Genomic DNA, 12502 nt, shown 5'->3' on the forward strand with positions numbered 1-12502 from the left:
AAAGGGGTCCGTACCCTTATCGGGCAGAAACCCCTTTTTTCATGCTCAATCATTGTGCTTTCCAGCGCCAGTCAGCTGCTGTTCAGCTATTTCGATGGCGCGCCGTACCATATTTCCCGCATCGCGGGCCCGGATACCGCCCCATCCTTCATTCTTGACCGTATCATAAAAACCCAGCTCTTTGGCAAGCTCAATTTTAAACGATTCAGACATGATGCCTCTCCGTCTGGCCATGACCGGCACAACCCCTTTCGAATGGTCGAGCAGAAATAGGCTGTGCCAAATAGCTTTCCTCTATTCATGAAAAGTGGTAGAATGATTTCTGATGAAAAGGATTTCAGACAGCATAAACGCGCATTGCTACTTCATTCCTCTATGTCTGGGAACAAGGCGCATGCGCGTATCCGCTCAGTTAATCAATTGTCTTCATTCGGAAAAAGAGTGGGAAATCTTTATTGCCCGCTTGCCATTTCCTCTAAAAAGGTGAGTTCTACCGAGTCTGTCAGTACATCCGTATAGCTGTAGGAAACGCGGTCATACGCGTTTGAATCCTTATCAAGCCGGACGATGAATACTGACGGATAGGTCCCTTCCAAAACACCAATGCGTTGAATCGTTTTGCGCCTGCCCCCATTTGCTTTAAGGGTTAAACGTCTGCCGACGCGTTCATCTAAAGCGCCTTTGATATCATCAATGGTTTTTCCCATCCCGACAATCCACCTCGCTTAATTTTAAGTGTAACACAATGGACGTCAAAAAGCAAATAGCTTGAATTATATCAAGAAACCATTAGCGATGTCAATGCTTTTGCTAATAAATTTTTGCCCATTTTGAACATCTTTTGTTAGTATGCGCCTGGTAACTAAGTAAAATTCCTTTTTGCAGAAGGAAAAATGAAGTGCATACTTTTTTTCGTGATAAGAAGCACTCAATCCGATGGAAAAGGCAGCCCTGTCCGCAGCATGCCCCTGCTCTCAACTCCACCCAGCCCGCCGGCTCCTGTCAAAGTATTGCGCAATACCTCCCAGACGTTAACACTATCCATGAAAGAAGTGAAACTGATTTTGGCAACGAGGTAAACCGGATCCAGTGCATGAATATTCACGCGGTCGGGAGAACTGGCAAAATTGGCACCGGCGCGGATCAGCAATTCAAAATTTGACTGGCAGGCACCAGCAAAAATCACCATCTGATCCAGGCTTGGCCAGTGAAACCGGACTTCTTTTACTGTGCGGATGAAGTGCCCCGAATGCCGGTATGCCTTGATCTCTTCCGTTGTTCCTTTGTTTTTCATAAAAGCGTCATGACCAGTCAGCACCAGAATATCCGGGCGGATCTGCCCTGCCAGCTTCGGCACTCTTTCCGGCATATCCGACTCCATCATGTACTTCCCAATAACCGGAATCCTCAGCCTCTCATAGACAGCCAGGCATTTCTTCAGATAGAATGGATCACCGTCAATATGCAGTACGCGCCCGGGCATTTCAAAATAAGAAGCGTCCGACCGGTAGCCGCTGGTTGCCGTATATTCCCGCTTCATCCTCATCTGCTGATAATCCTGCCTGAAAAGTTTGTACGACTCCGCTTCTTTGGATCTTGTGATTTTTTCGTATTTCTCACGCTCGTCTTCTGTGACGGTAATTAAATCATCAAGAGGCGCATCCGCAAAGAGCCGAAGATCGTGGCCGGTCAGTTCGGCCGTTTCCGTTTCGGCGTGAATTTTCACGACACGAAAAGGCAGATCGCAATGATATGACGTCCGCGCCACGATATCTCCCACCTGAATCGCCATTTTCCCGTTCCCCTCTTCCCGAAAGCACCGCTGATATGTCCAAAATCGGAACCATCCTTGCATTTTATGCGAGCAGAACGACAGTTATGTCCGCAAGGATAGATAGGTGAACCGAAAGTTATTGGGTCGTTGCCTGCCGTTTTTTTCAATTTCAGACGAATCGAAGCATGCAAAAAGCGGCCGCAACAGCGAACCGCTTTTCTATTTTGCCGTTATTAAATGCCGCAGACTGTCACTGAGCTTCGCAAATTCTTCAATCGTCAGTGTTTCGCCCCGGCGCCCCGGATCAATACCCGCTGCACTAAGAGCCAACAAAATTTCCGGCTTCCGGTCTTTGGAAAACAGATTGTTCATCAGATTATTCATTAATGTTTTCCGCCTTTGAGCAAAGCTGGCTCGCACCAGCCTGAAGAAGAAATCCTCATCTGCCACTTTCACTTTTTTATCCGGACGTATTTCCAGACGGATCACGGCCGAGTCAACATTGGGCTGAGGAACAAAAACGGTTTTCGGCACAGTCAGGACGATCTCAGGATCAGCCACGTACTGGACGGCGATGGACAGCGATCCATAGCTTTTTTCGCCTGGTGCCGCTCCGAGCCTGCCCGCCACCTCTTTCTGAATCATCACAACAATGGTCTGTATCGGCACATCGGCGGTAAGCAGTTTCATCAGAATCGGTGTTGTCACATAATAAGGCAGGTTGGCAACAACTGTAACCGGGACACCCGGCGGACATTCCTCAGCGATCACCTGCTGAAGATCCATTTTCAGCACATCGCCGAATCGAATCGAAACATTGTCATACCCTTGAAGGGTTTCCTCCAAAATCGGTTTCAGGCGTTGATCAATCTCAACCGCAATAACTTTTTGCGCGCTTTCAGCCAGATACTGCGTCAGCGCACCAGCTCCCGGACCGATTTCGAGCACGCAGCTCCCCTTGCTCAGTCCGGCAGCCTCGACGATCTTCTTAAGAATATTCTCGTCAACCAGAAAGTTCTGGCCCAAACTCTTCTTCAACGTAAATCTGTGCTGGCGAATGACATCGTGTGTTACTTTCGGTGAAGAAATCCGTTTAGTCACCGGCAGGACCTCCCCGTTTTATTGAAGCCATCGCCCGTTCCAGTTCTTCCGGAGTAATCTGAAACATTCTCAGCCGTTTGTACAGCTGTTTTCCATTTGCATAGCCGATTTTCAGCGAATCACCAAGCTGCTGGCGAAGTGCCCGTGACCGAGGACCGCCCAGCAGTTCATATGCTCTGAGCTGCTCGAGAGAAATCTGTTCTTCCGGCTCGTCGAACTGTGTGTAAACCCTGGAAAGTGCTTCCCGAATCGCAGCAGGTGACGCATGCTCGATACCGAGGCTTTCATTCGCGGCGCCCTGGCCCTGTTTCCGTGTAATAAAAGCGTGTTTGCACCCGGGAACTTCTCGGCTGACGATTTTTCGGATCCGTTCGCCCGGATAATCCGGATCGGTCAGCACGATCACGCCTCGCCTTTTCTGTGCGTGTCGGATGGTTTCAATTGTACGCCTGCTGACACGGGACCCGTTCGTTTCGATCGTATCAGCATCCAAGGCGCGGCGGATGGCTTCGGTATCACTTTTTCCTTCCACAACAATTATTTCTTTTACAATCATTTATTTTCCCCTTGTTTTATGATCGCTTTCATTTTATTAAAAAAATTCATCGGATATGAAAACAGCGATTGGCATTTTCCGTGGTGACCTTCGCCATGTCATCAAACGACAGTCCCTTGATTTCAGCCAGTTTTTCTGTTACCAGACGGACTCTTGCCGGTTCGTTGCGCTTGCCGCGGAAGGGATGCGGGCTGAGATACGGGCAGTCCGTTTCAACCAGCAGCCGGTCAAGCGGCACTTCGGCAGCAGTTTCCCGCTGCAGCTGCGCATTTTTAAAAGTCAGCAGTCCGCCAAAGCTGATGTAAAAATTCAGGCTGATAAACTTTTGTGCCCATATCCAGTTGTCGCTGTAGCAGTGCATAACGCCGCCAACGGTCTCCGCATGTTCCTCCCTGAGGATGCGTTCTGTATCTTCCGTGGCTTCGCGATTATGGATGATGATAGGCAGATCAGCTTCTTTCGCAGCACGGATCTGGCGCCTGAAAATATCATGCTGCACCGGTTTCGGTGATTTATCCCAATGATAGTCCAAACCGATTTCGCCAAGTGCCACGATCTTTGGATGTTTCAGGTTGCTTTTGATCCACGCAAAATCATCATCGGTCATGTCTATTGCATCTTCCGGGTTCCAGCCGATCGCGCCGTAAATTAAGTCATGCCGGTCAATAATCGGAAAAACACGCTCCATTGACGGACGGTCAACACCAATAACGATCATCCGGCCAACACCAGCTCCTTTGGCCCGCTGAAGAACATCTTCAAAATCTTCGTCAAATGCCTCGTCATTAATATGTGTGTGTGTATCGAACAGCACGGATCTCACCCCTCTCAGTAAAAAAAGCGGGAAGCTTGTGAGCGTTCACACCTGCCCAGGACTTCCCGCCTGCCGCACGGCTTGTTTGTCACACGGCTGAATATTTTATCATTAGAGACGTTCGCAAAGTTACCGAATGATAGGCGGCAAATCTCTTTGTTGGTTCATTTTCCCGTCCTTCGCGTCGGATCATTCTACGCTCCGGTCCTCAAAACTTCGCCGCCTCGACCTTCCAGCAGTCATGGATGACCCCCGTGCAGGCTAGAAATGCAACACGATGTTGCATTTCTAGCCTGCAATCGTTCTCTTTCGCCCCTCTGTCGAACAGACTCTATTAGCGAATTTTTGTTCCGTTTGGGAGCGATCCGGCGACCGTCGCTACTTTTAGCTTGCCGTTCGCTTCCCCCGCGAGAAGCATGCCCTGTGAAATCTCACCGCGCAGTTTGACCGGTTTCAAATTGGCTATCACAATAATCTTTTGCCCGACGAGCTCTTCAGGCTTGTAATACTCAGCAATGCCGGAAACGACCTGCCGCTTTTCATACCCAAGATCCAACTGCAGCTTCAGCAATTTGTCGGCTTTTTTCACCTTTTCCACTTCAAGAACTTCCGCAACACGAAGGTCTATTTTTTGAAAACTATCGAGATCAATTTCTTCCGGAGCCTTTACCTTCGATTTTTTCTCCTTATTGCCATTCGGCTTAGTGCCTGTTGCGCCGCGCATCTGCGACTTGATATAGGCTACCTCCTCGTCAATTTCAAGGCGCGGAAAAATCGGATCAGCCTTGTGAACGGTCCAATCACCTTTATTAACGGCGAAATCATTCAGCGTATCCCACGCCCTGTCAACCTGATCCGTCACACCGAGCTGGCGAAAAATTTCAGCCGGTGTCGACGTGAAGAAGGGCTGAATCAGAATTGATACCGAGCGGATGGTATTGACTAAATGGGCCAGAACAGAATCCAACTCCGCCTTTTTGGCATCTTCCCGGGCAAGAATCCATGGCTGCGTGTCGTCAATATATTTATTGGCCTGGCCGATCAGCTTCCAAATCGCAGTCAGAGCTACAGAAAACTGCAGATTTTCCATTTGTTCTTCGACGGTTGATACTGTTTCTGAAAGTGTGTCTTCCAAAGCTTTGTCAAAAGCCGTGACCTGTCCTTCATAAGCCGGCACATTTCCCTTGCGGTACTGTTCCACCATAGCCACCGTCCGATTCAGCAAGTTGCCGAGATCATTGGCGAGATCAAAGTTAATCCGCTCCACAAAAGCTTCTGGCGTGAACAAACCGTCCGAGCCGAACGGCACTTCGCGCAGCAGATAATAGCGCAGAGCGTCAAGACCATAGCGATCGATCAGCGGCTCGGGATCGACAACATTGCCCTTCGATTTGGACATTTTGCCGTCTTTCATCAGCAGCCAGCCATGACCGAACACCTTTTTCGGCAGCGGCAAGCCGAGCGCCATCAGAATGATTGGCCAATAGATCGTATGAAAACGAACAATTTCCTTGCCAACGAGGTGAACATCCGCCGGCCAGAATTGTTTGAATTTTGTTTCGTCATCAGAACCATAACCGAGCGCTGTTATATAATTAATAAGCGCATCCAGCCATACGTAGACCACATGCTTCGGATTGTTCAGAACCTTGATTCCCCATGTATAAGAGGTCCGCGAAACCGCCAAATCTTCCAGTCCGGGTTTGATGAAATTATTGATCATTTCATTTTTCCGTGACTCCGGCTGAATAAAATCCGGATGCTCTTCATAATACTTCAAGAGACGTTCTGCATATTTGCTCATCTTAAAGAAGTAACATTCTTCCTTGACCTTTTCCACTGCGTGGCCACTGTCCGGGCTTTTCCCGCCAATGATTTCGCCTTTTTCATTCTTCTCAATATCTACAAGCTGTGAAGCCGTATAGTACGTTTCATCCGGAATGCTGTACCATCCCTCATACTCACCCAGGTAAATATCGCCCTGATCCAGAAGCTGTTTGAAAATCTTCTGAACAACTTTAGTATGGCGTTCCTGCGTCGTCCGGATAAAGTCATCATACGAAATATCAAGCTTCTTCCAAAGTTGTCTGATCTGCGCAACCATATTGTCGACATAGGCGATTGGCGTGACATTCTTTGCTTCAGCTTTTTCTTCAATCTTCTGGCCGTGTTCATCGGTGCCTGTCAGAAACATGACATCGTAACCGCGCAGTCTTTTGTAACGGGCCATTGCATCGCCCGCCACCGTTGTATACGCATGGCCGATATGTAACCGTCCGCTTGGATAGTAAATGGGTGTTGTTATATAAAATGATTTTCTCTCTTCTGTCATAAAGCCTGAACAGCCTCCTTAATCATGCGCCCTTCCTTTTTTAACGCTACCTAAAAAAACTATAAGGTTCACGTGAATGAATGTCAAGAAAACGCTAAATCCTATAACTGCGCGATCCGGAGCCGTTGTAAGCATTTTCTCAACGCCTGTAAATCGCCGATATTAAAAAACCAGGCTTCTGCTTCACCGGCCTGATTTCAAGATTCTTCAATGTGATGATAGATTCGGTAAACGTCGCGTTTCGGCAGCGAACGGTCGACTGCCGCTTGCTTGATCGCTTCTTTGAGCGTCAGTCCCCCGGCGTCCATATAACGTGCGACATGCTCCGGGATATTCAGTGTCTCCCACCATAGATCTTCGGGTTTTTTTTGTGCTTCCGGGCAACCCTCGACAACCAGGCAGAACTCTCCCTTCGGCTGCCCGCTCCGGTTCAAAAAAGCAATCAGCTCTTCGAGTGTCCCTCTAACAAAGGTCTCATATCTTTTGGTCAGCTCCCGTGACAATGAAATCCTGCGATTCCCGAAACTTCTTTTCATGTCTGTCAGCGTGTCGAGTACACGATAGGGCGACTCATAGAAAATCAACGTGCAGGGAATCCTGCTTAGATCAGTAAGTGCCTGTTTCCGTTCTTTTTTCGGCCTCGGGAGAAATCCATAAAACAAAAAATGATCTGTCGGCAGGGCAGACGCAATCAGACTTGTAATCGCGGCGTTCGCGCCCGGCAGCGGAACAACAGTGATCTGCCGGACAGCACATTCAGCCGCAAGGTCGGCTCCCGGGTCCGAGATGCCCGGTGTTCCGGCATCGGTGACAAGTGCCACGCTTTTCCCTGCTTCCAGCTCAGCAATCAGTTTTTTACCGCTGGACTTTTTATTGTGCTCATGGTAGCTGACCAGAGGCACATGAATGTCAAAATGCGTGCACAGCTTCATCGTATGACGTGTATCCTCTGCGGCAAGAATATCCGCTTTTTTTAACACATTAAGGGCCCGGAAAGTGATGTCGTCCAAATTGCCGATCGGCGTTGGAACAAGATAGAGCGTCCCCATGCTGTTATTTTCCTGAAAGCTTTTCTGTTCCCACATCGGTTCCGCCCCCTTGTATCAATGCCTCTTTCTTTTCCCTTGGTAAGTGCTTAATTGCCCATTCCCGCCGCAGCGCCTCAGATTTGCCTGGAAATGTTTCTTCGTAGACAATGCGTAACGGTTTATGGCTCCGCGTATACTTTGCACCTCTGCCGCTGCAGTGCAATGCAAACCTTTGCCGCACATCCACAGCATAGCCCGTGTATAAACTGCCGTCTGCGCATTCCAATATGTAAACACTGTAGTTTTTCATTGGTTCAGCCACACATCCTCCGTATAGTGCCCGTCTGCTCCATACACAGTAATCGGAGGCAGAACAGCGAGACCGGGACGTCCGCCCTTCGTGCCCTCAACAAGCACCATGTTGGCCGGTTTGCCGATCTTCGGATGAACAAACTGCAGCCTTTTAGGTTCCATGCCTTCCCGGTGCATGCCGTCCAGAATTTCGACCAGACGTTCCGGACGGTGTACCATCGCGAACTTCCCACCCTGCCTCAGCAGTTTGCCTGCAGTTTCCAGTACATCCGTAAGCTTAATCAAAATTTCATGGCGTGCGATCGCAAGGTGGCGGTTCAATTTCAAATCGCGGGCTGCTTCTTTGTTAAAATAAGGAGGGTTGCAGGTCACTACATCGCAGCAATGACAACCCGTTTTCTCAGGCAGTGCCTTTGCATCCCCGCATATAAAAGCAACCCGTTTTTCCAGATGATTGATCACGGCGCCGCGTTCAGCCAAACTACAAACCTCCGGCTGAATGTCTATGCCGGTAATATCACCTTTTGTCCTCTGTGAAAGCAAAAAAGGAATGACACCGTTTCCGGAACACAGATCAACAAGCCTGCCGTGCTGAATCGGGACATACACAAATCGCGCAAGCAGAACAGAATCCAGAGAGAATGGAAAAAGATCATTCGATTGTATAATCTTAAGATCCGTATTAAAAAGGTAATCGACACGCTCATTCCGGCTGATGCTTTCCACACTCATTCCCCGCTATTCTGAAAGTGCACGATAATGACGAAAAAAAGCCAGTAAGACAAGACGATCATTTTCAGCCGTGACATCACAAGTGTGCTATTCGTCATTTTTTATTCAGGAATGACAGACAGAACAGGCAGTCCCCATCCTTGCGAACACTGCCGTAATGTAAGTTGCAAATGTGGAAACCCTCTTTGTAGAGTCTGGCCAGATTATCATAGCCTTCACCTACGCCTGATGCCGAGAGTGATGAATCAGGTTCTGGCTTGGGCCCCTCATCCTGCCGGCTGGCCATTTCATCTGTTTTGATCCGCTCTCTTAAATTATGATTTTCAAGAGTCAGGTTCTGGTTTTCTTCCAACATTTCCGTCAGTTGGGCCTTCACGGTACCGAAGTCTACATAAACCTGACCAAGCTGTTCTTCCAAATGACTGATCTGTGAGAAAAGATCCTTTTTCTCCAAGCTCATTCACCTCTTATTCGGCGGGAGAAATAGCCCCTTCTTCAATTAGTTCATCCAATGTATAGTCAACGACTTTATTCTGATCTTTTAATTCAATCTGAACCAGATGTTCCAGAATGTTTAACCCAACTACCCGGCCGGGTCCGTAATGGACATTAATCTCTTCACCCAAATCGGGAAGCGCTTTTTTCGCCGACTCATACTGATCATTTTCATATTTAAGGCAACACATCAGGCGCCCGCAGACACCGGAGATTTTTGCCGGATTGAGTGACAGGTTTTGATCCTTAGCCATTTTAATAGAAACCGGTTCAAAATCCCCGAGAAAGGTCGAGCAACACAACATGCGGCCGCACGGGCCGATACCACCCAACATCTTTGCCTCGTCACGAACGCCGATCTGGCGCAGTTCGATTCTGGTTTTGAACACTGCGGCAAGGTCCTTCACAAGCTCACGAAAATCAACCCGCCCGTCTGCAGTAAAGTAAAAAATAATTTTATTTCGGTCAAATGTATATTCAACATCCACCAATTTCATTTCCAAATGGTGGCTGTAGATTTTTTGAAGGCAAATATCCATGGCCGCTTCTGCGTCCTCTTTGTTTTTGCGTACTTGCAACTCATCTGATTCCGTAGCAACCCGGATCACCTTTTTCAACGGCAGTACAACGTCATCCTCGTCCACCGTTTTTCGGTTAATGACGACCGTGCCGCACTCGACACCTCTTGTCGTTTCCACGACTACCTGAGCATCTTTGGACACTGCCAGCTGTTCGGGATCAAAATAATAAATTTTTCCGGCCTTCTTGAAGCGAATGCCAACAATATCGTATTTCATCCTTAACGGATACCTCCTAACCTGATCACCAGTCGTTCAAGAACGCTCAATCCGTTTACATGGGCATCCAGCTGCTTCCGGGCTTCCAGAATCAGTGCCATGGACTGAAGCACCTGATCCGGAGACATGCGGATTACCAGGTTTTTGAGCACTTCAACCTGATCATCGTAAATCACCGCTGCATCAGAGCGGCCCAATTGCAACGATAGAGCGTCCCTGTACCAGAACAGCAACAAATCCAAACCAATGGTCATTCTTTGAATACTATCGAAATTGGGAGAAAACTTTTCATAAATAAAAGGCAAAACAGGTTCGGAAGAATTATTCATACTCTGGACTAATTGTAACACTTGCGAACGCGCTCCCGCAAACCATGGATCCGTGCATAAATCGGCAGCTTCTTCAGCATTATGCGTCAATTCAGCGGCAAGCCGGGACAGCTGGTGTGGCTGATCAACCTCTTCCAGCCCCTTTTCCACTGCCCGATCAGACAACGGTTTAAAAGTCAATACCTGACACCTCGAGATGATCGTGTCAAGTAGCTGGTGAATATGGTCCGCAGTCAGCAGTGCCAAGGTCCCAGTGTGTGGCTCCTCGATAAACTTCAGCAGGCTGTTTTCTGCCTGAATCGTCATCTTCTCTGCTCCTTCAATGATGAAGATCTTTCGGCTTGATTCCACACCATGTAAAGCAAATTCCTTCATCAGATAAGCAATCTGCTCTTTTTTAATAGCCGCCGCGCCTTCATCAGGACTGACCCGGATGACATCGGGATGGTTCCCTGAGGCAATCCGTCGGCAGTTGCGGCATTGCTGGCAAGGTTCGCCGTTTTTCGGCGTCTCACAGAAAATTGTCTGCGCCAGCAGCAAAGCAGCCTGGCGTTTTCCCGTCCCCCGGGGCCCCTCAAGCAAATAGGCATGAGCCAGTTCACGCCTTTGCAGTGCATGCTGCAGAACCCGCGACACAATCTGCTGCTGTTTCGTTAAAGTCTTCCAATCCATGCCGGCCATCTTCTCACTCACTAACTAAGCATGTTCTTATGGGCAGCTTCTCCCAGTATTACCAGGGTCAAACATAAAGGTTGATCAGCATACCCCTGATTTCATCCAGGTGATCTAGAAGCCCCAGCTCATCTTTATTTTTATCCAATAAGTTGTCGGTCAGAGCAATCAGCTTCTGGTCAATAGTCTTGATTAGGGTCTGCCGCACCCCGCCCCGCTGCCATGAGCGCGATTGTTCCGACTCCAATCCCGCATGGACAGCTTCCTGTATAAAAGCCTGAACATATTTTTTATAAATCTGCACATCATGAACCGTTCGCGAGACAGAAACCTTTTGAGCCTGTTCATCCACTTTATTCAGTAGCTCTTTCAGGGCATCCATTTTCATGGAAGCTTTCTGTCCCGCTAATGTGCTTTCAAACGAAACGGGAACCCTGGCGACAGACGATCCCTGTTTCAGAACCGGATCCTTCATGCCGGATCCCCGGCTGATTTTAATCCCCATCGTTATCTCTCCTCCGGAAATACGCCGGTTTAGAACTGTTTAAATTGATCCACATCCAGCACAAAAACCGTCGCACCGCCGACCTCCACTTCAACCGGATGCATGACATAACCATCGGCACTGCCGTCCAGAGATGAAATCGGCGACATAATCTGCGTCCTGCTCTTGCAATGGTTGCGGATTAGATCCAGCAGATCATTGACCTTTTCATCCTTAGTACCAATCATGAACGTCGTGTTGCCCGCCCGCAAGAAACCGCCTGTGCTGGCCATTTTTGTCGTATGAAAATCAGCATCAATCAGTGCTTCCTGCAAACTGCTGCTATCTTTATCCTGAACAACCGCCAAAACTAATTTCAAAGGAATCACCCTTTCAATCCGTTTTTCCATGCCAGTGTTTCAGCGCTCTTTCGAAGTCGTGCATGATTGTATCAAAAACAATTTCCGGTCGATTTTCGCCGTTTATCAATAGAATACGTTGTTTATTTTCTCTGTAAAGAGCAAAAAACCCTTCTCTGACCCTTGCGTGATAAGCGAGCGCCCGCCGTTCGATCCGGTCAAGATCCCCGGCAGCCCGAGTGATGCCGGCTTCCGGTCCGCTGCGTGCTCTCATCCGCCTGCGCCCGGCCTCAGGGGACACGTCAATCATATAAGTCCGGTCCGGCGACAGTCCGCCTGTTGCAAACCTGTTGATAGTTTTTATTGTATCAATCGACTGTACAAGACCGTACCCCTGATAGGCAATGGACGCGTCAACAAAGCGGTCGCACAGTACGATTTTCCTTTCATGAAGTGCCGGCATGATTTTTTCTTTCACATGCTGGCTTCGGGAGGCAGCGTACAGCAATATTTCCGTCGTATCCTCCAGACGCAGGTTTTCGGGATTCAGAATAATCGCGCGGATTTTATCGCTGATTTCTGTTCCACCCGGCTCCCTGGTCAACAGATAAGGCAATTTCCGCCTTTCCAGCTCATCGGCCAGTTTTCGGATTTGGGTCGTCTTGCCCGAACCGTCCGGTCCCTCAAATGTAATAAACAATCCCTTATTATCCATGC

The 12502-nt window shown here is 48.6% G+C and carries 16 protein-coding genes; all 16 read right to left on the reverse strand.

The features are described from left to right. Nucleotides 1–45: 45 nt before the first annotated feature. The 16 genes from COP04_RS02220 to tmk all read right to left on the reverse strand — a co-directional run bounded on the left by COP04_RS02220 (nucleotide 46) and on the right by tmk (nucleotide 12500). The gene (locus COP04_RS02220; protein WP_100486503.1) at nucleotides 46–234 is read right to left on the reverse strand and encodes a small, acid-soluble spore protein, alpha/beta type; all 189 of its coding nucleotides are present in this window, start codon (nucleotides 232–234) and stop codon (nucleotides 46–48) included. Between the two features lie 218 nt (nucleotides 235–452). Beyond that, nucleotides 453–707, reverse strand: a complete 255-nt coding sequence (locus COP04_RS02225) for a Veg family protein (protein WP_100486504.1) — start codon at nucleotides 705–707, stop codon at nucleotides 453–455. Nucleotides 708–928: 221 nt separating this feature from the next. Then, a complete protein-coding gene (gene yabG / locus COP04_RS02230; RefSeq protein ID WP_100486505.1) occupies nucleotides 929–1792 on the reverse strand; it encodes a sporulation peptidase YabG in 864 nt (287 codons plus the stop codon). A 201-nt stretch (nucleotides 1793–1993) separates the two neighbouring features. Further along, entirely contained in the window at nucleotides 1994–2875 is an 882-nt protein-coding gene (gene rsmA / locus COP04_RS02235; RefSeq protein ID WP_100486506.1) for a 16S rRNA (adenine(1518)-N(6)/adenine(1519)-N(6))-dimethyltransferase RsmA, read from the reverse strand. Further along, the gene (rnmV, locus tag COP04_RS02240) at nucleotides 2868–3431 is read right to left on the reverse strand and encodes a ribonuclease M5 (protein ID WP_100486507.1); all 564 of its coding nucleotides are present in this window, start codon (nucleotides 3429–3431) and stop codon (nucleotides 2868–2870) included. The genes rsmA and rnmV overlap by 8 nt, the downstream gene beginning before the upstream one ends. Nucleotides 3432–3477: 46 nt before the next feature. Beyond that, nucleotides 3478–4245 carry a TatD family hydrolase gene (locus COP04_RS02245; protein WP_100486508.1) on the reverse strand — a complete coding sequence of 256 codons (768 nt, stop codon included), beginning with the start codon at nucleotides 4243–4245 and terminating at the stop codon, nucleotides 3478–3480. 334 nt (nucleotides 4246–4579) lie between these two features. Next, nucleotides 4580–6577: a methionine--tRNA ligase gene (metG, locus tag COP04_RS02250; protein WP_100486509.1), complete on the reverse strand. Its 1998-nt coding sequence runs from the start codon at nucleotides 6575–6577 to the stop codon at nucleotides 4580–4582. A 197-nt stretch (nucleotides 6578–6774) separates the two neighbouring features. Beyond that, nucleotides 6775–7662, reverse strand: coding sequence for a 16S rRNA (cytidine(1402)-2'-O)-methyltransferase (gene rsmI / locus COP04_RS02255; protein WP_100486510.1), 888 nt, complete (start codon nucleotides 7660–7662; stop codon nucleotides 6775–6777). Then, nucleotides 7631–7915: a GIY-YIG nuclease family protein gene (locus COP04_RS02260; protein WP_100486511.1), complete on the reverse strand. Its 285-nt coding sequence runs from the start codon at nucleotides 7913–7915 to the stop codon at nucleotides 7631–7633. The genes rsmI and COP04_RS02260 overlap by 32 nt, the downstream gene beginning before the upstream one ends. Then, complete coding sequence (locus tag COP04_RS02265; RefSeq protein WP_420852776.1) at nucleotides 7912–8643, reverse strand: tRNA1(Val) (adenine(37)-N6)-methyltransferase; 732 nt, start codon at nucleotides 8641–8643, stop codon at nucleotides 7912–7914. The genes COP04_RS02260 and COP04_RS02265 overlap by 4 nt, the downstream gene beginning before the upstream one ends. Nucleotides 8644–8743: 100 nt before the next feature. Beyond that, nucleotides 8744–9103, reverse strand: a complete 360-nt coding sequence (gene yabA, locus COP04_RS02270) for a DNA replication initiation control protein YabA (protein ID WP_100486513.1) — start codon at nucleotides 9101–9103, stop codon at nucleotides 8744–8746. Between the two features lie 13 nt (nucleotides 9104–9116). Beyond that, the gene (locus COP04_RS02275) at nucleotides 9117–9941 is read right to left on the reverse strand and encodes a PSP1 domain-containing protein (RefSeq protein ID WP_100486514.1); all 825 of its coding nucleotides are present in this window, start codon (nucleotides 9939–9941) and stop codon (nucleotides 9117–9119) included. A 2-nt stretch (nucleotides 9942–9943) separates the two neighbouring features. Then, the gene (gene holB, locus COP04_RS02280; protein WP_100486515.1) at nucleotides 9944–10942 is read right to left on the reverse strand and encodes a DNA polymerase III subunit delta'; all 999 of its coding nucleotides are present in this window, start codon (nucleotides 10940–10942) and stop codon (nucleotides 9944–9946) included. 67 nt (nucleotides 10943–11009) lie between these two features. After that, complete coding sequence (locus COP04_RS02285) at nucleotides 11010–11447, reverse strand: YaaR family protein (RefSeq protein ID WP_100486516.1); 438 nt, start codon at nucleotides 11445–11447, stop codon at nucleotides 11010–11012. Nucleotides 11448–11476: 29 nt separating this feature from the next. Continuing rightward, a complete protein-coding gene (locus tag COP04_RS02290) occupies nucleotides 11477–11806 on the reverse strand; it encodes a cyclic-di-AMP receptor (RefSeq protein WP_100489484.1) in 330 nt (109 codons plus the stop codon). Nucleotides 11807–11819: 13 nt separating this feature from the next. After that, nucleotides 11820–12500 carry a dTMP kinase gene (gene tmk, locus COP04_RS02295; protein ID WP_100486517.1) on the reverse strand — a complete coding sequence of 227 codons (681 nt, stop codon included), beginning with the start codon at nucleotides 12498–12500 and terminating at the stop codon, nucleotides 11820–11822. Nucleotides 12501–12502 lie beyond the last annotated feature (2 nt).

It is taken from the genome of Sporolactobacillus pectinivorans (assembly GCF_002802965.1).
GTDB classification, from domain to species: Bacteria; Bacillota; Bacilli; order Bacillales; family Sporolactobacillaceae; genus Sporolactobacillus; species Sporolactobacillus pectinivorans.

Coding starts and splice junctions, on each gene's coding strand:
- COP04_RS02285 (WP_100486516.1), bottom strand. CDS start 11,447: ATGGGGATTAAAATCAGCCGGGGATCCGGCATGAAGGATCCGGTTCTG.
- rnmV (WP_100486507.1), bottom strand. CDS start 3,431: ATGATTGTAAAAGAAATAATTGTTGTGGAAGGAAAAAGTGATACCGAA.
- yabG (WP_100486505.1), bottom strand. CDS start 1,792: ATGGCGATTCAGGTGGGAGATATCGTGGCGCGGACGTCATATCATTGC.
- holB (WP_100486515.1), bottom strand. CDS start 10,942: ATGGATTGGAAGACTTTAACGAAACAGCAGCAGATTGTGTCGCGGGTT.
- rsmI (WP_100486510.1), bottom strand. CDS start 7,662: ATGTGGGAACAGAAAAGCTTTCAGGAAAATAACAGCATGGGGACGCTC.
- metG (WP_100486509.1), bottom strand. CDS start 6,577: ATGACAGAAGAGAGAAAATCATTTTATATAACAACACCCATTTACTAT.
- COP04_RS02220 (WP_100486503.1), bottom strand. CDS start 234: ATGGCCAGACGGAGAGGCATCATGTCTGAATCGTTTAAAATTGAGCTT.
- COP04_RS02275 (WP_100486514.1), bottom strand. CDS start 9,941: ATGAAATACGATATTGTTGGCATTCGCTTCAAGAAGGCCGGAAAAATT.
- tmk (WP_100486517.1), bottom strand. CDS start 12,500: ATGGATAATAAGGGATTGTTTATTACATTTGAGGGACCGGACGGTTCG.
- COP04_RS02260 (WP_100486511.1), bottom strand. CDS start 7,915: ATGAAAAACTACAGTGTTTACATATTGGAATGCGCAGACGGCAGTTTA.
- COP04_RS02225 (WP_100486504.1), bottom strand. CDS start 707: ATGGGAAAAACCATTGATGATATCAAAGGCGCTTTAGATGAACGCGTC.